Source organism: Hymenobacter sp. NBH84, from assembly GCF_014217645.1.
GTDB classification, from domain to species: Bacteria; Bacteroidota; Bacteroidia; order Cytophagales; family Hymenobacteraceae; genus Hymenobacter; species Hymenobacter profundi.
Window position 1 is genome coordinate 4,627,441 of record NZ_CP043644.1, and the last position, 20,853, is coordinate 4,648,293.

General features: G+C 55.7%; 18 protein-coding genes. 13 read left to right on the forward strand and 5 right to left on the reverse strand.

Annotation, left to right across the window (positions count from 1 at the left end; all coding sequences use genetic code 11):
- Window positions 1–3 precede the first annotated feature (3 nt).
- Together F1C16_RS19375 and F1C16_RS19380 are read right to left on the reverse strand one after the other, a co-directional pair.
- The gene (locus F1C16_RS19375; RefSeq protein ID WP_185282235.1) at window positions 4–2,343 is read right to left on the reverse strand and encodes a penicillin-binding protein 1A; all 2,340 of its coding nucleotides are present in this window, start codon (window positions 2,341–2,343) and stop codon (window positions 4–6) included.
- Between the two features lie 126 nt (window positions 2,344–2,469).
- Window positions 2,470–5,451, reverse strand: coding sequence for a tetratricopeptide repeat protein (locus F1C16_RS19380; RefSeq protein ID WP_185282236.1), 2,982 nt, complete (start codon window positions 5,449–5,451; stop codon window positions 2,470–2,472).
- A gap of 215 nt (window positions 5,452–5,666) precedes the next feature.
- Here F1C16_RS19380 and F1C16_RS19385 point away from each other — a divergent pair, with 215 nt between their 5' ends.
- The 8 genes from F1C16_RS19385 to atpG all read left to right on the forward strand — a co-directional run bounded on the left by F1C16_RS19385 (window position 5,667) and on the right by atpG (window position 11,653).
- Window positions 5,667–5,906, forward strand: a complete 240-nt coding sequence (locus F1C16_RS19385; RefSeq protein ID WP_185282237.1) for an AtpZ/AtpI family protein — start codon at window positions 5,667–5,669, stop codon at window positions 5,904–5,906.
- A gap of 26 nt (window positions 5,907–5,932) precedes the next feature.
- Complete coding sequence (locus F1C16_RS19390; RefSeq protein ID WP_185282238.1) at window positions 5,933–6,340, forward strand: hypothetical protein; 408 nt, start codon at window positions 5,933–5,935, stop codon at window positions 6,338–6,340.
- 33 nt (window positions 6,341–6,373) lie between these two features.
- Window positions 6,374–7,429 carry a F0F1 ATP synthase subunit A gene (gene atpB, locus F1C16_RS19395; protein ID WP_185282239.1) on the forward strand — a complete coding sequence of 352 codons (1,056 nt, stop codon included), beginning with the start codon at window positions 6,374–6,376 and terminating at the stop codon, window positions 7,427–7,429.
- Between the two features lie 54 nt (window positions 7,430–7,483).
- On the forward strand, window positions 7,484–7,750 hold the full coding sequence (atpE, locus tag F1C16_RS19400) for an ATP synthase F0 subunit C (protein WP_185282240.1): 267 nt from the start codon (window positions 7,484–7,486) through the stop codon (window positions 7,748–7,750).
- A 187-nt stretch (window positions 7,751–7,937) separates the two neighbouring features.
- Window positions 7,938–8,432 (forward strand): F0F1 ATP synthase subunit B, encoded by a 495-nt coding sequence (locus tag F1C16_RS19405; protein WP_185282241.1) that lies wholly within the window; start codon window positions 7,938–7,940, stop codon window positions 8,430–8,432.
- 87 nt (window positions 8,433–8,519) lie between these two features.
- Entirely contained in the window at window positions 8,520–9,080 is a 561-nt protein-coding gene (gene atpH, locus F1C16_RS19410) for an ATP synthase F1 subunit delta (RefSeq protein ID WP_185282242.1), read from the forward strand.
- Between the two features lie 3 nt (window positions 9,081–9,083).
- Window positions 9,084–10,667, forward strand: a complete 1,584-nt coding sequence (gene atpA / locus F1C16_RS19415) for a F0F1 ATP synthase subunit alpha (protein ID WP_185282243.1) — start codon at window positions 9,084–9,086, stop codon at window positions 10,665–10,667.
- A gap of 101 nt (window positions 10,668–10,768) precedes the next feature.
- The gene (atpG, locus tag F1C16_RS19420; RefSeq protein ID WP_185282244.1) at window positions 10,769–11,653 is read left to right on the forward strand and encodes an ATP synthase F1 subunit gamma; all 885 of its coding nucleotides are present in this window, start codon (window positions 10,769–10,771) and stop codon (window positions 11,651–11,653) included.
- Window positions 11,654–11,815: 162 nt separating this feature from the next.
- On the opposite strand, the gene F1C16_RS19425 is transcribed toward atpG, so the two are convergent.
- On the reverse strand, window positions 11,816–12,544 hold the full coding sequence (locus F1C16_RS19425; RefSeq protein WP_185282245.1) for an HAD family phosphatase: 729 nt from the start codon (window positions 12,542–12,544) through the stop codon (window positions 11,816–11,818).
- Between the two features lie 150 nt (window positions 12,545–12,694).
- Between F1C16_RS19425 and pafA the strand changes: the two genes are divergently transcribed.
- The 3 genes from pafA to F1C16_RS19440 all read left to right on the forward strand — a co-directional run bounded on the left by pafA (window position 12,695) and on the right by F1C16_RS19440 (window position 16,180).
- Window positions 12,695–14,404: an alkaline phosphatase PafA gene (gene pafA / locus F1C16_RS19430; protein ID WP_185282246.1), complete on the forward strand. Its 1,710-nt coding sequence runs from the start codon at window positions 12,695–12,697 to the stop codon at window positions 14,402–14,404.
- A gap of 167 nt (window positions 14,405–14,571) precedes the next feature.
- Window positions 14,572–15,156: an inorganic diphosphatase gene (locus F1C16_RS19435; protein ID WP_185282247.1), complete on the forward strand. Its 585-nt coding sequence runs from the start codon at window positions 14,572–14,574 to the stop codon at window positions 15,154–15,156.
- A gap of 139 nt (window positions 15,157–15,295) precedes the next feature.
- On the forward strand, window positions 15,296–16,180 hold the full coding sequence (locus F1C16_RS19440; RefSeq protein WP_185282248.1) for a UbiA family prenyltransferase: 885 nt from the start codon (window positions 15,296–15,298) through the stop codon (window positions 16,178–16,180).
- Between the two features lie 33 nt (window positions 16,181–16,213).
- On the opposite strand, the gene F1C16_RS19445 is transcribed toward F1C16_RS19440, so the two are convergent.
- Window positions 16,214–17,743, reverse strand: coding sequence for an NAD(P)H-hydrate dehydratase (locus F1C16_RS19445; protein WP_185282249.1), 1,530 nt, complete (start codon window positions 17,741–17,743; stop codon window positions 16,214–16,216).
- 145 nt (window positions 17,744–17,888) lie between these two features.
- On the opposite strand from F1C16_RS19445, the gene msrB reads away from it, so the two are divergent.
- Together msrB and sdaAA are read left to right on the forward strand one after the other, a co-directional pair.
- A complete protein-coding gene (gene msrB / locus F1C16_RS19450) occupies window positions 17,889–18,350 on the forward strand; it encodes a peptide-methionine (R)-S-oxide reductase MsrB (protein ID WP_185282250.1) in 462 nt (153 codons plus the stop codon).
- 173 nt (window positions 18,351–18,523) lie between these two features.
- Complete coding sequence (gene sdaAA, locus F1C16_RS19455) at window positions 18,524–19,429, forward strand: L-serine ammonia-lyase, iron-sulfur-dependent, subunit alpha (protein ID WP_185282251.1); 906 nt, start codon at window positions 18,524–18,526, stop codon at window positions 19,427–19,429.
- Window positions 19,430–19,442: 13 nt separating this feature from the next.
- Here the strand turns inward: sdaAA and F1C16_RS19460 are convergent, their stop codons facing one another.
- Window positions 19,443–20,813, reverse strand: coding sequence for a LutB/LldF family L-lactate oxidation iron-sulfur protein (locus F1C16_RS19460; RefSeq protein WP_185282252.1), 1,371 nt, complete (start codon window positions 20,811–20,813; stop codon window positions 19,443–19,445).
- Between the last annotated feature and the right edge of the window lie 40 nt (window positions 20,814–20,853).

The window sequence follows — 20,853 nt, forward strand, 5'->3', positions numbered from 1 at the left end:
GTCCTAAATATCTTGATTGCGGATATCTTCTAGTTTCACTTGGTTGAGCTTTTGGTCGTCTGGGATGGTGTCGCGCTGACCAGCGCCGTAGTAGCGGCTACAATCAATTTCCACAGTCAGCGGCTTTGCTGGCTTCGGAAACGGGCCGGTGCTAATGCCAATGTTCTTATTGTCGGCATACACCTTCTTCATAAACAAGCCATAGAGGGGTAGGGCCATGCGGGCGCCCTGGCCGTCGCGGCCGGAGCGGAAGTGAATGCTGCGGTCCTCGCCGCCTACCCACATGCCGCACACCAAGTCGGGCGTGATGCCCATAAACCAGCCATCGGAATAGTTACTGGTGGTGCCAGTCTTGGCGCCCATTTCATACGGGAATTTAAAGCCGGTTTTCAGGATGGTGCTGGTGCCGCCGCGTTCCGTGGTAGAGGCTTGCAGCAAGTAGGTCATCAGGTAGGCCGTTTCTTCGCTGATAGGCGTGCGGGTTTGCGGCACGAATTCAATCAGCGTATTGCCATTTTTATCCTCGATGCGCGTCACCATCATGGGGGCGGTCCACACGCCTTTGTTCACGAAGGTGCCATAGGCGCCGCACAGCTCAAATACGCTCACGTCGCTGGAACCGAATCCTACCGCTGGCACCGCCTCAATAGGAGAAGTAATACCCAAACGTTCGGCATATTTTACTACTGTTTTCGGGCCTACCTTTTGCACCAGAAAGGCCGTGATAGAGTTCATCGACCGCGCCAATGCCTGCCGAATCGTATACATCTGGCCAGAGTATTTGCCCTCGAAATTTCGGGGCGTATAGCTAGGCCGGCCCGCCTCGGCAGGAAACGTTACGGGTACGTCGGCCACTTGGTAGCAGGGCGAGTAGCCCTGGTCGATGGCTGCCAGATACACAAAGGGCTTGAAGGTAGAACCCGGCTGACGCATGCCCTGCTTTACGTGGTCGTACTTGAAGTAGCGGAAATCGTTGCCGCCTACCCACGCCCTGATTTGTCCATTCAGTGGGTTCATAGCCATAAAGCCGGTTTGCAGGAAACGCTTGTAGTAGGCCAGTGAGTCCATCGGCGACATCGTCACTTCCTTTTCGCCCTGCCACGTGAAGACCGTCATCTTATACTTCTTGCGCAGATAGTAGTTGATGGAGTCCTTATTGCCATCGAAGCGGTTGTTGAGCGAGCGGTAGCGGCCCGTACGCTTGATGGCGGTTTGCAGGAAGTTTGGAATCACGCGGCCGTTCTCATCACGCCAGGGCTGCTGGCCCTTCCATACCCGGTCAAACAGCTTTTGCTGCTGCTTCATGTGCTCGGCCACGGCTTGCTCGGCGTACTTCTGCATACGCGAGTCGATGGTCGTGTAAATCTTCAGGCCGTCGGCGTAGAGGTCGTGGTCGGTTTCGCGGGCCCATTGTAGCAGAAGCTTGCCTAGCTCGGTGCGGAAGTAGGGCGCAATCCCTTTGTTCTGATTCTCGACGCTGTAGTTGAGCTTGATGTTGGTGGCAACGGCCTTTGAATACTCGGGCTCCGAGATGTAGCCATACTTCTGCATCTGGCCCAGCACCCAATCACGGCGGCGCTTGGAACGCTCTGGGTTACGAACGGGATTAAACCACGATGGCCCGTTTACCAAACCCGCCAGCAAGGCTGATTCTTCTAATTTCAGGTCTTTAGGCTTCTTATTAAAGAACGTCTTGGCTGCTACGTTGATACCAAAGGCATTCGAGCCAAATTCAGCCTGGTTGAGGTACATGCGCAGGATTTCGCGCTTGGTGTAGTTGCGCTCCAGGCGCACGGCCATAATCCACTCTTTGGTCTTCACGATGAGTACGCGCAGGCCTTTGGTATCATTCAGTAGACCGTCATTCAGATCCTCGCGAGTACGGAACAACAGCTTGGCCAACTGCTGCGTGAGAGTAGAGCCACCTCCGCCTTTGCTACCCGTCAGGATGCCGCTAGCCACCCGGCCCATCGCTTTCAGATCGATACCCGAGTGGGCCTCGAAGCGCACGTCTTCGGTGGCAATCAGAGCGTCGATCAGATTTTGGGGTAGGTCCTTGTACTCAGCGGGCGTGCGGTTTTCGCGGAAGTATTTACCCATCAGCGCGCCATCGGCCGAATAGATTTCGGAAGCCAGCTCGCTTTTTGGGTTTTCCAGCGTTTTCAGATTAGGCATACGCCCAAACAGGTTCAGGAAGTTGACGCTGACAGCCCAGACGTACAGAACGAACAGCGCCAGCCCGCCCCCGAACAGCACCCACAGCGTCCGGGTGATGCCCTGGAAGCGGTGGCTCCGCTGAGGTTTGCGTGAGGCGGCTTTATTCTTCGTGGCAGGATAGGCCATGGGAGAAGTAGAAGTTGAGAAGTAAGAATGAAGTGGGAAATGAAAAGCTGCCCTACCTAATGCTCTGATTTACAAACAAAAATGTTACTAACAGCGGCGGCATTTGCATTGATACTTCACCCAAAATTAGCGGAAATTGTTATCGTAGAATTGCTGGTATTCATCCAGGTTCTTGGTTTGACGTAGCAGCGGCAGGTTCTCCGTGCTAATCACAACTGTTTGGTAGCCCGCGCCCCGCAATCGGCTTAGCGGCGACTGAGGCCCGCGCAACTTAAGCGCATAGCTCTGTGCTTCCTTCAGGGTAGGGAGGCTGCCCACGACTACCAAAACTTGCGCATCTCCGAGCGCCTCAGTTTGCACCGATAAGTTCTTAGCCCGGTAGAAACGGCCATTATAAGCTTCCAACTGCTTGGGCAGTTCCGCCAGCAGGGTAGCATTTGACGAGAAAACCAACGCTACGGTGTGTGCCGAGGTAGGCGCTGCGGTATAGGGGGTATCCGATTTGGCAGGCTCCGTTGCCGCAGGTGCGGGGACAGTACCAGTTGGTGCCGGAGACGCGGCAGCTGGAGTAGGCGTCTGTCTAGGCGCTGGCACCGACGATAATGGTGCAGTAGTCGGAGCGGCGGTACTTGCTGGTGGGGTAGGAGCGGCGCCAGGAGTAGGCACTGCCTCGCGCGATGGTGAGGCCGCCGGGAGCTCCGGGCGATATACCTCTACTGGCGTTGCGGGTACAGGAGCTTGGTAGTAAGCTCGCGGGCGAGTTTCTACTTCACCCGGCCGGAAGTTGGATACGATGGGTTTCTGCGTGCTGGCCAGTGCGCCTGGTAACTGTCCAGCCTCGTATTTCTGGTAAGATGCCTGCAACGTAGTGGCCTCGCTCACCAATGGACTATCCGGGTACTCCTTAATGAATTTTTCTACGGCTGCCTTGGCCGTAGGAGGCGTTTGGGTCCGGATGGTAAGCAGGGTATTCAAGTAAGCCGCCCGGTCGTTGAGGTCGGTATCGGGGTATTGCTGCCGGGCTTGCGCAAGGGTAGCGGATGCTTGGGTGAAATCCTGCCGCTTATACTGCGCGAAGGCAGAATCCAGCTGCACCCCCATCTTCTCATTGGCAACGGATACGCGCCGCAGATACTCCGGATCGGCCACCAGTTTGGCATACGACGAGTTGGGAAACTGGCCCCGCAACTTCTGCGCGTATACTTCGGCCCGCGGGTTGTTCTGATCTTTATATAATAAGTAGAGACTATAATATACTTCCGGGGCGTGCTTGGTAGCAGGAAAACGTGTCAGCAGTTGCTCATAGGTTTCGATAGCGCGGGCGGGCTCCTGCAACTGAAGACGGTAGATGGCCCCCAGCGCAAACAATGCCTCTTCCACTTGAAGCTGCGAGGTTTGCAACTGCGGCTCCGTAAGCGGAATGCTTTGGCGATACTGCGCTACCAGCGTTTGCAATTGGGCTTCTGGGGTAGGTGCGGCGGCTGGCGTGGAGCCCAATTGGGCACCGTTTACAATATTCTCACTGCCGGCTGCTATGGCCGTCACAGGTGTCCCGCCGTTCTGATCGTTCACAGGCGAGTTGCTGGCCTGCGTTACGATGCGCCAGTTGTCCTGAAGTGGTCTATTACCCCACTTCCGCAAGAAGTCGGCGCGGGCCGTGCTCATGGAGGTAGGGTTGTCAAAATACCAAGCCGCGCCGGTGCTGGTACTGGCAAACAAATCGGGGTCGGTGCCCACGTTGCCGGAGCGGGCCGCACTCACGCCCGTAGCCGTCTGTAGGCGGCTTTGTGCGTCTGCGGCTTGTTTGGCGCGTATTTCCGCCTCGCGGCGTGTATCTAACTCAGCTTGAGCGTAGGCATTCAAGCGCGTATCCAACTCAGCTGGCGCCAGTTTCGCCAGGGCTTGCAGGCTGTCCTGCGTTTCCACAATCGTAATCTGCTGGGCAAACTGTTGCAGCACTTCGCTACGCTCAGCCGTTACGGTGTACTCGGGCACCTCGCGGGGCATCGCTTGCACAGCACTATCATAGTAGGCCGCGGCAGCACGATATTTCTGTAGGTTGTCGTAATAAATACGCCCGGCTAGCAACTGAGTGTAGCCTTTTTGCGCACGGTTGCTACCACCGGCTCTAGCCGATTGACGCAGAAGCGTCAAAGCCTCGGGGTAGCGTTGCTGGCGGTATTCCAGGCGCGCCATCTCGTAGTAAATCTTGTCGCGGTACTCCTTATTGTTCGGGTTGCGGAGCAGCTTCGCGAAGTATTTATTTAAACGCGTCCGATCTTCCTGACCCAAATTCGACACCTGGCCCAACAGCAATTTGGAGTAGAAATCCAGCTCGTAGGGCGGGTTGCGCTTCAGAATCTGATCCAGCTCGGCATAGGCTTTCTTGTCTTCTCCGGCCTGCTGATACAGCTGCGCCAAAATGTAACGCGTGCGCGACTGCTCGTTTTTGGGCTCTACCAACGGCACGGCCCGTTCCAGATTGTCGATAGCCCGTTGCGGCTCATTCATCGCCAGGTAGTAATCGGCGCGAGTCAGAAACAAGTCCTTGGCATTCACCGGTGTACCTTCCTCCCGCTCCAGAATAGAGGAAACCGCGGCGGCGCTTTCGTATTCCTTCATCGCCATAAACGAGCGCATCAGCCAGATGAGAGCGGCGTGGCGGGTGTTAATATCTGGGCTGGTGGTGTTGATGAAGCGGAAGGTCTTTACCGCATCCTCGTACTCCATCTTATAAAAGCGCGCCTTGCCCACTAGCAGGTAGGCATCGTCGGTCCAGTCGCTGCCGGGGCGGTGCTGGATGGGTAGGGAAGCCTTCTTGATGATATCGTCGAGGTCGGCGGCCAAGCGAGTAGCCGTAGCTTCGTCGAGGGTAGGAAACAACGACAGCACGTGGTTGTAGTCGTTCACGCGGGCCTTATATAAGTCTGCTTCCACGGCGCGCATTTTCTCCCGCGCCAGAAAATACGCGTTGTCGCGGGCTACCACGTTGTCATAGGCATGACCAACCAGCGAGCGGTTCTCGGAAGAACAAGCCGTGAGAAATACGCCCAGTAGCAAGCAGCCAGCCAAGGCAGAGAGCAGACGGAAAGGTAGCAGAGTAGTCAAAGGCACAGGCAGGTAGACGCGGTATGGAGCAGCTAAAACGCACGCCATCGGCCAATTTGTTCGGCCATGTTGCGCGGACTTTCTACACAACGCCGTCAGACCGGTAAAATTACGGGATTTTCTGGGGCAAACGGCCGACGCGCAAGCCGGAGTTTGCGTAGAAAGAAAGGTAGTACGCCGAAAATCAATACTTTCGCACCCCCAATGCCTCTTTTATGGCCGTTCCTACCCCTTCCGAGCCAGATTTTGATAGCAACAACCGCTTGCGTGCGCTGGCCAAGTATTCAGGGCTAGGCTTTCAGATGCTGGGTATTATTGGGGTGTTCACATTCATCGGGATAAAGCTGGACGACTACCTTCACACCAAAAAACCGTGGTGGACTGTGGCCTTTGTGCTCATAGGAGTAATTGGCGCAATGTATCAGGTAATTCGGTCTGTCACCCACGACGAGTAGCGTTCCTCGCGTACACAGAAATATATATGCTACAGTTTTTTCGCCAGCTGTTGATTTTCTCTCTGCTCATCGGGGCCGTACTGTATGCCTTGCATACGCAGTACGGGACTACCATCATTCATCCCCTGGCAGGGTATATCTTCGGTTTCTTCATACTCATTACCATTATCACATATTGGATTAACCTACGGCTGGTTCGTATTAGCCCCGATAACTTTATGGCGGCCTACTTTGGCTCCATGGTTTTACGGCTGCTTTTGTCGTTGGGCTTGGTTCTGGTCTACCTCTATAGGGGTGGTGCACGCGAAGGAGACGCCCGTTGGACCTTTCTCGGTGCCTTTTTTATCCTCTATTTTCTCTTCGCCGGATTTGAAGTCTGGACTGTTCTGAGTAACTTGCGCCCGTTTTCAAAACGGGGTGTAACTATTACATGAAGTTTTTGTGAACCCATCACTAAGCCTTTCTGAATGAAGCGTTTATTTATTGCTCTCTTCTGGATTCTTTCGCTTCCCGTCTTCGCGCAGCACACCGCCGATACCATGACGGAGGCTTCAGACTCGGAAGCCTTCAAGCCGGGCGAGATGATTCTGCACCACATCGGCGATTCGCACGAGTGGCATTGGTTCTCCACCGACAACGACCATTTCACTACCTACCTACCAGTTATTGCTTACCAACCTGGCAAAGGAGTAGAGGTGTTTTCGTCGAAGCACTTGGCCGAGGGCGAAACCTACAACGGCCTGAAGCTGGAGCACGAGCATTTGGTAGCCGAGGATGGTAGCAAGGTGTACGACTTCTCCCTAACGAAAAATGCCTTCGCGCTATTGCTGAGCAGCGTCTTGATGCTGATTCTCTTTATCAGCGTAGGCAATGGCTTCAAGAAGCGCCACGGCCAAGCACCACGCGGTTTGCAGTCGTTCTTTGAGCCCATTATCATCTTTATTCGGGATGAGGTAGCCAAAAAGTCCATTGGGCCGAAGTACGAGAAGTACATGCCCTACCTGCTCACGGTGTTCTTCTTCATCTGGTTCAACAACTTGCTGGGCCTCACGCCGGGCGCCGCCAACCTCACCGGCAACATTGCTGTGACGTTCACGCTGGCCGCTATGACGCTGCTCATCACTTTGTTCAGCAGCAACAAAAACTACTGGGCGCACATCTTTGCTACCCCCGGCGTACCCAAGCCGCTGCTTATCATCATGATTCCGGTGGAATTGATTGGTGTTGTGGTGAAGCCGTTCTCGCTGATGGTTCGTCTGTTTGCCAACATGACGGCCGGCCATATCGTAACGCTGAGCTTCATTAGCTTGATTTTCATCTTCCGTAGCTTGGCTATCAGCCCTGCTTCGTTGGCCTTTGGCCTGTTCATCAACATTCTGGAATTGCTGGTAGCCATTCTGCAAGCTTACATCTTCACCCTGCTCACGGCCATGTACATTGGCGGCGCGGTAGAAGAGCATCACCACGATGAGGCGGATTACCAAATGGAGGGCGACCATATTGCTCCCACGGCCGCTCACTAAGGTTTTACCACCCCTCTTTTTTTGTTTTCACACTCCCCACAAACCTCTTTTATTATGCTTCTCTCTTTGTTGTTGCAGGTTGCCAATTCGGTTGGTCTGGCTGTATTCGGTGCCGGTATCGGTGCTGGTCTGGTAGCCCTGGGCGCTGGTCTGGGTATTGGCCGTATTGGTGGTCAGGCAATGGAAGCCATCGGCCGTCAGCCGGAGGCTTCGGGCAAGATCCAAACTGCTATGCTGATCGTAGCCGCCCTGATTGAAGGTCTGGCCCTGTTCGCAGTGGTAGTTTGCTTGCTGATTTCCCTCAACCTGTCGCCCCAATAAGGTAGAGCAGTAGATGGAGCAGCCCGCTGCGCTTCGCTTCGGCGCACGGCGTAGCGGGCTGATTCAGCTTTCAGGTAGGGAGTTATCGAAAGGCGGCATTGCGTAAGATGCCGCTTCTTTCTCACTAGACGCGCCTACCTGTTTTTTGCTTACGCAGTACGATGTATCGCTGACTGACGACCCTCCCATGAATCTCGTAACCCCCGAATTAGGCCTGATTTTCTGGCAGACGGTGATTTTCCTCATCGTACTGTTCCTGCTCGCCAAGTTTGCCTGGCGCCCCATCCTCAGCTCGCTGAAGGAGCGCGAAACCTCGATTGAAAACGCGCTGCGCATGGCCGACCAAGCCAAATTGGAAATGCAGCAGCTAAAAGCCAGCAACGAAAAACTGTTGGCCGAAGCTCGCCTGGAGCGCGACCGTATTCTGAAGGAAGCCTCAGCCGTTGCTACCCAGCACATCGAGGAAGCCAAGAACAAGGCTACCGAGGAAGGCAACCGCATGATCACGCAAGCCCGCGAAGCTATCCAACAGGAAAAGAACATGGCGCTGGCCGAGGTGAAAAACACCGCCGCTCAGTTGTCGATTGACGTAGCCGAGCGCATCCTGCGCCGCGAGCTAACCGACGCCCCCGCCCAGCAGCAGCTGGTCGATTCTTACCTGAAAGAAGTAAAGCTTAACTAAGCTGTTCGCGAGTGGCGGTTATCAGTTGGCTTCTACAAGCACGACAAGAGATACTAGCCATCAGCCATCAGCTATCAGCTAAAAAAAATGTCTGAACAACGAGTTGCTTCCCGATACGCTAAGTCGCTGCTGGATTTGGCAGAAGAGCAGGGCAATCTGGCGGCCGTGAAGGCTGATATGGATCTGTTCCGCCAAACGCTGGACGAGAGCCGCGACCTACGCCTGTTGCTCCGCAACCCTATCGTGAACCACGATAAGAAACTGGCTATTCTGAAAGCTGTTTTCGGAAGCAAAGTCTCGGATTTGACGATGAAATTCCTATCCATTATCACCCAGAAAAACCGCGAAAGCGCTCTGGAATATATTGGGCCGGAATTCATTCATCAATATAATGTGTTGAAGAGCGTGCAGGTAGCCGAGGTAACCACGGCCACGCCGCTCACAGCAGAACTGCGCGCCCGCATGAATACGTTGGTGCAGCAGCAAACCGGTTCGCAAGAGGTGCAGCTAACGGAAAAGGTAGACCCGGCTCTTATTGGCGGCTTCGTGCTGCGGGTAGGCGACCAGCTCATCGACGACTCCGTGCGCTACCGCCTGCAAAAACTGCGGACCGAATTTTCTAAGAACCCCTACCAATCCCAACTATAAGTCATGGCAGAAGTACGTCCGGATGAAGTATCCGCTATTCTGCGGGAGCAGTTGTCGAACTTCAAGACCGAAACCGAACTCGAAGAAGTCGGAACGGTTTTGCAGGTAGGCGACGGTGTAGCCCGCATCTACGGGCTGGGCAAAGCCCAGTCGGGGGAGCTACTCGAATTTGAAAACGGCCTGCAAGCCCTAGTGCTGAACTTGGAAGAGGACAACGTAGGTGCCGTAATGCTCGGCGACTACTCCGACATCCGGGAAGGTGCTACGGTACGCCGTACCAATAAAATTGCCGCTATTCAGGTAGGCGAGGGCATCATTGGCCGCGTGGTAAACACGTTGGGTCAGCCCATCGACGGCCGCGGCCCCATCACAGGTGAAACCTACGAGATGCCGCTGGAGCGCAAAGCGCCTGGCGTTATCTACCGTCAGCCTGTAAACGAGCCCCTGCAAACCGGTATCAAGGCTATCGACGCTATGATTCCGATTGGCCGTGGCCAGCGTGAGTTGATCATTGGTGACCGTCAGACAGGTAAGTCGACGGTAGCCATCGATACCATCCTGAACCAGCGTGAGTTCTACGACCGCGGTGAGCCAGTATTCTGCATCTACGTAGCCGTAGGTCAGAAAGCTTCTACGGTAGCCCAGGTAGTAAACGCCCTGCAACGCGGTGGCGCTATGGACTACACGGTGGTGGTGTCAGCTTCGGCTTCGGACCCAGCTCCTATGCAGTTCTACGCTCCCTTCACGGGTGCCGCCATCGGCGAGTTCTTCCGCGATACGGGCCGTCCCGCACTGGTAGTATATGATGACTTGTCGAAGCAAGCTGTAGCTTACCGTGAGGTGTCGCTGTTGCTGCGTCGTCCTCCCGGACGCGAAGCCTACCCTGGCGATGTATTCTACCTGCACAGCCGATTGCTGGAGCGCGCCGCGAAGATCAACGCTTCCGACGTAATTGCCCGCGACATGAATGACCTGCCCGATAGCATCAAGCACATCGCCAAAGGTGGTGGCTCGCTAACGGCCTTGCCGCTCATCGAAACACAGGCAGGTGACGTGTCGGCCTATATTCCAACTAACGTAATTTCGATTACGGACGGCCAGATCTTCCTCGAAACCAACTTGTTCAACTCGGGTGTACGTCCGGCTATCAACGTGGGTATCTCGGTATCGCGGGTAGGGGGTAACGCCCAGATCAAGTCGATGAAGAAGGTAGCCGGTACGCTGAAGCTAGATCAGGCGCAGTTCCGCGAGCTGGAAGCCTTCGCTAAATTCGGTTCTGACCTTGATGCTTCGACCAAGCTCACCATTGAGCGTGGCCGCCGCAACCTCGAAATCCTGAAGCAGCCGCAATTCTCGCCCCAGCGCGTAGAAGACCAGGTAGCTGTTATCTACGCTGCTACCAACGGTCTGCTCGACCAGGTGCCCGTGAACAAGGTGCGCGAGTTCGAGAAGGAGTTTGTGCAAGTAATGACCACCCGCCACCCCGAGGCTTTACAAGCTCTGAAAGCCGGTAAGCTCGACGACAGCGTGACCAACGCCATTCGTCAGGTAGCCCGCGACCTTTCGGCGGTATACGCTTCGAAATAATTATCTAGCTGTCAGTTGTTGGTTGTCAGTTGTCAGGACAAGGCGAAAGCTTATCCAAACTGACAACCGACAACTAGCAACTGACAACTTATTTTAACAACATGGCTAGCTTAAAAGAAGTCCGCAACCGCATCGTATCGGTGCAGAGTACGCAGCAGATTACCAAAGCCATGAAAATGGTGGCGGCTGCCAAGTTGCGTCGGGCCCAGGATAATATTCTGCGGATGCGCCCCTACGCTCAGCGCCTCAACGGCATTCTGGCAAACCTAACGGGCCTAACTGGCGGCGAGATGGTGAGCGAATACGCGGAGCAGCGCGACGCGCGTCGGATATTGGTTATCGCCATTACGTCGGACCGTGGCTTGGCGGGTGCTTTCAATAGCAACATCTTCAAGGGCGTGAATGCCTTGCTGCGCGAGCAATATGCCGCGCAGGCTGCTGCTGGCAACGTAACCGTGATGGCCATTGGCCGGAAGGCACAGGATTACTTTGGTCGTCGCCTACCCACGTTGGGCAGCTATGGTCATGTGTTCACGCAACTGTCGTTCGACACGGTACGTGCAGCGGCGGAGCAAGCAATGGACGGCTTCCGCAACGGCGACTTTGACCAAGTGGTAATGGTGTACAACGAGTTCCGGAACGTGGCCACGCAAATTGTGCGCACCGAACAGTTGTTGCCCCTGGTACCCGCCGAGGCTACTGAGGCAACGGCTACTACCAACGTTGACTACCTGTTCGAGCCCTCGAAAGAGGAAATCGTGCAGACGCTGATTCCGCAGTCGTTGAAGATCCAACTGTACAAAGCAGTGCTGGAAAGCAACGCTTCGGAGCACGGTGCCCGCATGACGGCCATGGACAAAGCTACCGACAACGCTGGTGAACTGCTGAAATCGTTGAAACTGACTTACAACCGGACGCGTCAGGCAGCCATTACCACCGAAATTCTCGAAATCGTGGGTGGTGCTGAGGCGCTAGCCGCTGGGTAAGTTGACCTGCTGATTACCACAAGAAAGCCCGTTTCTGTTTCAGAAACGGGCTTTCTTCTTTATGCTTCGGTAAGCTAAGCTGTCATTCTGAAGGCAGTGAGGAATTTAAGTACATTCAGCAATGAGTAAACTTAAATTACTCACTGCGTTTGGAATGACAGTCTATGCTTCCTGTGCGTACTGTCGGCTGGCTAGCTCCTTGCTGGGGGTAGGCACGGGCGTATTCTGTTCCAACAGCTCCAGAATGTCGGCGGGCGTGATTTCCGTGAAGTCCTTGATGACGCGACTTGGCGCTTGAAACTTGTCGGCCGATACGCTGGTGCTGAGGCATAGGCAGCGCATACTGGCTCTGTAAGCAGCTTGCTCGCCCATGATGGCATCCTCAAACACCAAGCAACGCTCGGGTGGAATGCCTACCTTTTCTGCCGCCACGGAATACGTGTCGCCGTGGGGTTTGCCCCGGTCCACGTCATCCTTGGTAATTAGCTCGTCGAAATAGCGGCGTAGGTTGAGGTGGTCAATGATGTAGCTGATGGTGTCGTTGCCGGAGCCGGTGCCGAGGGCAATGCGGAACCCCGCAGTGCGGGCGGCTTCCAGAAACGGCGTGAGGCCGCTTACTTCTTGGCGGTCGTCCCAATAGAGCGTGCGGTAGAGAAATTCCCGTTGGGCCGTGTAGCGCTCAATATCTTCCTCCGGCACGGGATGTCGAAAAACCGATCGAAGAATGGCACCAGCGGGCATGCCATTCAAACGTTCAAGTAATTGGCGTGCGTTTGTGGTTAGTCCTAAGTCTCGGAATAACATCTGAAAGGCATGAGCTTGGATGTCGGTATTATTGACAATAACCCCATCCATGTCGAAGATGAGGGCATAGTCGGATGCCTGGGCCATAGGGTAGGGAAGAAGGTAACTAAAAGATAACGTGCTTCCGCTTACGCAAACAGTCCACTTTTGACTAAGGAAAGCAACATTTTAACGCGCAGAGTCTATCTTTGGTCCATCTAAACCGTGGTGCTGCGGCATCTGCATTTTGTCTGTGATTTGAAAAAAAGTCTGTCTTTCTTACTAGCAGCAGCGTTGGCACTACCTGCCGTCGCGCAAAAAAAATCCTCTCAGAAGTTAGAGCGTCCCAAACTGGTGGTGGGTATTGTGGTGGACCAGATGCGTTACGACTACCTCTACCGCTACTGGGATAAGTATGGTAAAGACGGGTTTCGGCGTTTGCTGGGCGAAGGATTCAGCTATGAAAATGCCCATTACAATTACGTGCCTACCTATACTGGACCGGGCCACGCCAGTATCTACACAGGCACTACACCCTCGGTGCACGGCATCATCGGCAACGATTGGTATGAGCGCGAGGCGGGTAAGAATACCTATGTAACCGAAGACAATACTGTGCAGACAGTGGGGAGCACGGGCACGGTAGGGCAACAGTCGCCGCGCCACATGTTGACCACGACCATCACCGATGAGCTGCGCTTGGCTACCAACTTCCATAACAAAACGATTGCCGTGTGTATCAAAGACCGCGGCTCCGTGTTGCCCGGTGGACACACGGCCAACGCGGCGTATTGGTACGATGGCAAGACGGGCTCCTTTATTTCGAGCACTTTTTATCAGAATAGCCTGCCCGAGTGGGTGAAGGCGTTCAACGACCGGAAACTGCCGGCGCAGTACCTGAGCCGGCCTTGGCAAACGCTCCTACCCATTGAACAATACACCGAAAGCACGCCCGATGATGTGCCGTGGGAAGGCTCTTTCAGGGGAGAAGCCAAGCCTGTATTCCCGCACAACTTACCCCAATTGAGCGGCTTACCCGATGCCTCTGTGGCCACTAAGTTGCGCGATGCAGGTGAGCCAGTGCCTGTTACGAACCTGGATGTGGTGCGCTCTACCCCCTTCGGCAACACGCTGGTGGCGGAGTTGGCGATGGAGGCCGTGCGGGCCGAGCAGCTGGGCCAGCGCGGCATCACGGACTTTATGCCGGTCAGCTTTTCGTCTACCGACTACGTGGGGCACCAGTTTGGGCCGAATTCCATTGAAGCCGAAGACACCTACCTGCGCCTCGACCAGGACATTGCCCGCCTGCTAGCCTACCTCGACAAGACCCTGGGAAAAGGTAATACATTGGTATTTCTAACCGCCGACCACGGCGCCGCGCATTCGCCTAATTTTCTGATTGATAAGAAAATTCCAGCCGGTGCGGTAGGGCCACGCTTTATGCGCGACTCGGTGCAGCACGAACTGGTACGCCGCCACGGTGCCGGCAATTGGGTGCTCACGTACGAAAACCAGCAAGTGTACCTGAACCGGCCGCTTATTGCGCAGAAGAAACTGGACTTGCGCCTGATGCAGGACGAAGTAGCCAGCATTATGCTGCAATTTGCGGGCGTCACGCGCGCCATCACCGCCGACGACGTGCAGAAGTCGCACTGGGAAAGCGGAATGCTGATGTATCTGGAAAACGGGTATTTCCCGAAGCGTTCCGGCGACGTGCTGGTGGTGCTGGAGCCCGGCTGGCTGGAATCGGGTTCCTACCCTGCCCCCAACAAAGGCACTACCCACGGCTCGGCCTCGGCCTACGATACCCACGTGCCCATGCTGTTCTGGGGCTGGCATGTGAAGCACGGCGCCTCGGCGGCGCCGGCTGTGATACCAGACATTGCGCCCACCGTAGCGCGGTGGCTACATATTCAGGAGCCCGATGGCTGCACCGGTCAGCCATTGCAGGAAGTACTGAACTGGTAGTATAATTTTTAGAAATTGTGGGTGCTGTTTTTCGTTTTAGTGCCGTATAAGGCTATCTTGGGAAAAACACGCAACTTCGCGGAATACAAGCCCAACATAGCTCAATGCTATCCGTACAGCACACGCCCATCACTGCATAATTCCCTACTAAATACTTTTTACCCTCAATGGCTAAGTTTAACCCCTGGCACGACGTATCACGCGGCGAAAATGCCCCGACGCTGGTAAACGGCATTATCGAAATCCCCAAAGGTTCGAAAGCAAAATATGAACTGGACAAGGATAGCGGCCTGCTGAAACTAGACCGCGTGCTGTTCTCGGCTGTGCATTATCCCGCCGCCTACGGATTCATTCCGCAGACCTACTGCGACGACAAAGACCCGCTCGATATTCTGGTGCTGTGCTCTGTAGACCTAGTGCCCATGTGCGTGGTAGAAGCCAAAGTTATTGGCGTGATGCAAATGATTGACGGCGACGAGGAAGACGACAAAATCATTGCTGTAGCTGCCCACGACATTTCCGTTAATCACTTCAACGAGCTGGAAGACCTGCCTCCCCACATGCTTTTGGAGATGCAACGCTTCTTTGAAGACTACAAGGCCTTGGAGCACAAGCAAGTAACAGTGGAGCGCTTCATGGGCCGCGAGCAGGCCTACCGCATCATTGAAGAAAGCATCACGCTGTATAATACCACGTTTAGCAAAGAAAATGTCGCGGCCGATTCAGTAGCTGAAACTTCGACCAAAGCGTAGTACCAACTGTTGTTCGTGCTATACTTACAAAACCCACCGGCCTACCGGTGGGTTTCTTGTTGTACGCCATTATGCTTGGCCCTACCTCGCCGTCGGACTACGGGGCCTTATCTTGCCGCCAGCTCTTCGTTCTCTTTGCATGCGCGACTCCTCCACTACCCACGCGCCGACCTGGCCCGCCACGCTGAAACGCGCTACCAATGCAGTGCTGTACAGCAGCACGTGGCTGGCGCTGGCAGCCGTGGCGCTTACGTGGGCGTCGTTTTTGTTCTGGCGGGTGCACATTCCGCCCCGGCTGGCGGGTCTGATTTTCGCGGCGACGCTTTTTCTCTATAATCTCGATAGTGTATTACCTTACAAATACAGCCAGAAGCTGGTGCTCTCGGAGCGCAAGCTCTGGATGCGGCAACACCGGCGCGAGCTGTTTGGGCTGGCCCTGGTGTCGCTGGCTGGGGCCGGTGCTCTGTTTTTTTACGACGGCTGGCTGCATCTAATCGGCTTTCTGGCGCACCTAGCCCTGATTTCGGTACTGTATTCCCTACCCTTGGTGCGGGTGCGGGGGAAATGGCGTGCCCTGCGCGACCTACCCCTACTCAAGGTATTTCTAATTGCTTATGTATGGGCCGCTGTCACGGTGTGGGTGCCGGCGCTGTACCTGGGTATCCCACTCAGCACGCCCGAGTTGCAGTTGCTCTTCGCCCGCCGCTTCTTCCTGATTCTAGCGCTAGCCTTCGTCTTCGACATCCGTGACTATACCAAAGACCGCCTCACGGGCACCTACACATTTCCGGGGGTATTTGGCGTGCGCGCCACCAAATGGATAGCACTGGCGGCGTTACTGATATCGTGCGTGCTACTCCCCCACAACATCACCCTGCGTCAAGGCATGCTGCTGTTGCTGCCAGCTGCTCTGGCTGCCGCCGTTATCTGGTATGCCGACGAAACACGCCCAGATTATTACTTCGCCCTGCTTACGGATGGCGTTATGATTGTGTATTTCTTGGCGGTGTACTGGGCGATGTGAGATGGTGAGTTTTTCATTCATCATCTTCCCACTTCACCACTCCTCTGGTGCAGTTAACTCTTCAAAAGCCACTCCTAGATTTTCGATAAGGTCGTGGGCGAGGCTGCCGGCTTCGCCTAGCGCCTCGGCAGCTAGTGTGCCAGCACGGCCGTGGGCATAAACGCCTAGCAGGCAGGCATCGAGAGAACTAAGATGGTTGCTTTGAGCACGTAGGGCGGTGAGCACACCCGTGAGAGCGTCGCCGGAGCCGCCACTGGCCATGCCAGGGCTACCGGTACTATTAAAATATAGGGTGCCATCGGGAGTGCCGAGGCAAGTGTAGGCGCCTTTCAGTACGCAGTAGCAGCGGTGTTTCTGGCAGAAGTTGCGCAACAGCTCCAGGCGGTGGTAGTCGTCGCGGACGGGCTCTGTGAGGCGTTCGAATTCCTTAGGATGGGGCGTGAGCACCGTATCGGGCGGAAGTAAGTCGAGCAACTCGCGGTTTGCTCCTAGCAAATTCAACGCATCAGCATCTAATACCAGGGCTATGTGCTGCTCACCAGCCTCTCGTAGCAACTGTTCCAATACGGCCTTCGTGGCATCTTCCTGTCCCATGCCCGGCCCTATGCCCACAGCGTCGTACGATTTCAGCGAGGGCAGCTCTGTAAGGTGCTCCTGATTGGGGTCGACCAACGCCATGGCTTCCGGTGCCGAAGTTTGCAGCACATCGTAGCCTATACTGGGCGTACGTACCGTAAGCAAGCCTACCCCGCTACGCAAGCAAGCCCGCGTAGCCAGCACACAGGCTCCGATTTTTCCCTTGCTACCCGCCAGCAGCAACGCATGACCATACAAACCCTTGTGCGAAAACATAGCACGACGCGGCAGCTTACCCGCTACAAAAGCGGCGTCTACGAAATACTGGTCAACTTTCGCTTTCGCGAGAAATTTTGTGTCGAGGCCGATGGGTAGCAAATGCCACTGGCCCACGTACTCGGCATGGTGGGGTAGGAGGAAGGCCAGCTTGGGTAGCTCGAAGCTGACGGTGTGGTAGGCTCGCACAATCACGCTATCAGCAGGTTGAGGTGCGTCGGTGAACAGTCCGGAGGGAATATCCACCGACAGCACGCGGACTTTGGCCTTGTTGAGGTGGCGAACCAGCGCGGCGGCCACTCCTTCTAGCGGTCGACTAAGCCCTGTACCAAACAGGGCATCTACTACTAATGCCCCGTCGGGTAGGGTAGGGAGGGCGTCTTCCCCTACCTCGGCTCGTGGTACGTTGGCGGGTAGTCGGTCGAGGTTGGCTTGGCAGTCGGCCGAACGCTTCTCAGTGGGTAAAAGCCATACGCGCACCTGATAGCCCGCTGTGTGTAGGTGTCGTGCCAGCACCAGCCCGTCGCCGCCGTTGTTGCCGGGGCCGCACAGTAGGTGCGTTTCGCCTGCTTCGGTGGGTGAGAGGCGGTTCATCAGCCAATCAGCCAGCGCAGTAGCGGCGCGTTCCATGAGGTCAAGAGAGGAAATGCGGTCGGTTTTGATAGTAGCTTGGTCGGCGGCGTGCGTTTGGTTGGCGCTAAGGATTTTCATAGAGTTAGGGAGTAGAAGGCAGGGCAGAAGTACTATCCTGCATCTTACGGACAAAAAGACCCCGTGGTGAGCCGAAAATAAACTTCGAGCCTGTGTTCCGCGTTTTCACCTGTATATTCTGTCCTGAACTTCAAAACCAATCCATATGCAAACCTGGAACGATGTTATCCGGCTGGCCAACCACGGTAGCCCTACCCCGCCCCGTCGGGTAGAGAAAACCAACGCTGAATGGCGCGAGCAGCTCACTCCCGAGCAGTACCACGTAACCCGCGAGCACGGCACCGAGCGCGCTTTCACGGGCGAGTACTGCGAGGCGCACGAAGCTGGCCTTTACGCCTGTGTGTGCTGCGGCACCCCGCTCTACGATTCGCGTACGAAGTTCGAATCTGGTACTGGCTGGCCCAGCTTCACCCAGCCTGTAGAAGAAAGCGCTATTAAGTATAAGAAAGACACCAGCTATGGCATGGTGCGCGTGGAAGTGCTCTGCAACGTATGCGACGCGCACCAAGGCCACGTTTTCCCTGATGGCCCGGCTCCGAGCGGCCTACGCCTGTGCATCAATTCGGCTTCTATCAAACTAGTAGAAGCCAAGGAAACAGCCGTCTAACGGCCGCGCTTCGTGCCCTACCCCAGAGAGCAGCCGCGAAACCCGGCTGCTCTCTGTTTTTGACGGAAAATTCTGTTGAATTTTGTAGTGCAGGATGTAGGCGATAATCGGAAAATACTGCCGCCTACCCAATTTCAAGTATTAGCTATTCCATAACCTGTCATTTCCAACGCATGTCGCTCCTATTCACTGATTTTGCCAGCTGGCAGGCGCACTGCGAGGCAACTGGCGAGGCCCTTTTTCAGCCCGTATTGGCCTACGAGATAGAGCAAAAAGGCCGTGCCGAAGCGGATATCTGGCCGGGGCTGCAACGCGCCTACGATGTGATGCGCGACGCCGTGCAAACCGGCCTGACACAAAACATGGTGTCACGTTCGGGCATGGTCAACAATGGCGCCCGTAAGATTGCCGCTTCGCCGGTCACGGTACTCTCGCCCGAGTTCAAACAGCTCGTGACGCGGGCACTGGGTGCCAAAGAGGTGAACTCGTGCATGGGTAGGGTAGTGGCGGCGCCTACGGCCGGCGCCTCGGGCATTTTGCCCGGAGTGCTGGTTACGTTGCAAGAGCAGCACCAGCTAGATGACCGGAAGATACTAGAGGGCCTGCTAGTAGCGGCGGGCATTGCGCTTATCATCGAGCAGAATGCCTCGTTGGCGGGTGCCGTGGGCGGGTGCCAAGCCGAAACGGGTAGCGCGGCGGCTATGGGCTCCGGCGCCATCGTGTACTGCCTAGGCGGCTCGGTAGACGAGGTGTTTGCGGCCGTGGCCATCACCATTCAATGTATGTTGGGCCTGGTCTGCGACCCGGTGGCAGGGCTGGTGGAAGTGCCTTGTGTGGTGCGCAATGCTTCGGCAGCGGCCATTGCCTTCAGCTCGGCCCAGATTGCCATTGCTGGCGTCGACCCAGTAATCCCCGTAGATCAGTGTGTAGCGGCCTTGGGCGAGGTAGGCCAAAGCATGGAAACCCGCTACAAGGAAACCGCCTTGGGCGGCCTAGCCAACACCACCCGCGGCCGCGAAATTGAACGAATGGTGCTGGTGCAGGACGTGCAGATTTTACCGGACGAGGAAGCAGGGTAGGCGCTAGCAAGGCTTACCGCCGCTCTCGCCACATCTTATTAAACGACTTAGGTGCTACCTCCAACGCCTCGCGGCGCTTGTTCCAGCCTACCAGCGTCAGCATTCGAAACAGGGCCCAGTTCTTGGCACGAGCGGGTAGCAGGTTTAGTAGGCGGCGGTTCAGCATTGCCAGTTTCCAGAAGTAGATGGCGCGGGTTTCTTCCGAATCAGCCATACCTTCTTGTACGCTCTGCTGCCGGTTTTTGAGTAGCAGGTTGTGAATGTTGATTTTTACCGGACACACCGAGGTACAGGCCCCACACAGGCTGCTGGCGTAGCTTAAGTGCTTATTTTCAGCGAGGCCCGATAAGTGAGGCGAAATAACGGAGCCAATGGGGCCAGAATACGTGGTTTCGTAGGTGTGGCCGCCGATGTTTTTGTAGACCGGGCACACGTTGAGGCAGGCGCCGCAGCGGATGCAGTGCAGGGCTTCACGCTTGTCGGGTTGGGCCAGTAGGTTGGTGCGGCCGTTGTCGAGTAGCACCACGTACATTTCCTCGGGGCCGTCTTTTTCCAACGGCTGGCGCGGCCCTGTGTAAATGGTGTTATACACCGTCACTTGCTGACCAGTGCCGCTTGTGCTGAGCAGGGGCCAGAACAAATCCAGGTCCTGGAGCTTCGGAATCATCTTCTCGATGCCCACAATGGCGATGTGTGTGCGTGGAAAAGTGGCCGACAAGCGGGCGTTGCCTTCATTCTCCGTCACGGCTACGGCGCCGGTATCCGCAATCAGGAAGTTACCGCCAGTGATGCCTACCTCTGCTTGCGTGTATTTGTCGCGTAGGAGGTGGCGGGCAGTGAGCACCAGTTGCTGGGCATCGTCGGTGTGCTCAATACCTAAGTGCTTCACGAAAATATCGGCAATGTCCTTCTTGCTCAAGTGCATGGCCGGCGTTACGATGTGGTAGGGCCGCTCGCCGTTCAGCTGCACGATGTACTCGCCTAGGTCAGTCTCGATAGAGTCGATGCCGTTTTTGCCGAGGAAGTCGTTCAGGTGAATTTCCTCGGTGGTCATGCTCTTGGCCTTCACCACCGTGCGGGCCTTGCGCCGGGCCATGATCTTGCCTACTTCTAGTAGGGCCTCTTGCGCATCTTGCGCCCAAATCACCTTGCCGCCCCGCGCCGTGAAGTTGCGCTCAAACTCCAGCAGATACTCGTCCAAGTGATTCATCACCTTGGCCTTGAGGTAGGACGCCCGCTCCCGCGCCAACTCGTGGTCCTGGTAAAAGCCGAGGCCGGTTTGCACGGCCGCGTTGTACTTGCCAATGTTGAAGCGAATCTTACGGCGGTGCTCCAGGTCAAAGGCTTTCGACTCGGAGTCTGTGAGGAATTGGGTGAACTTCATGTGCTGAAGAGGGAAAAGGGAAAATAGCTGTCATCCTGAG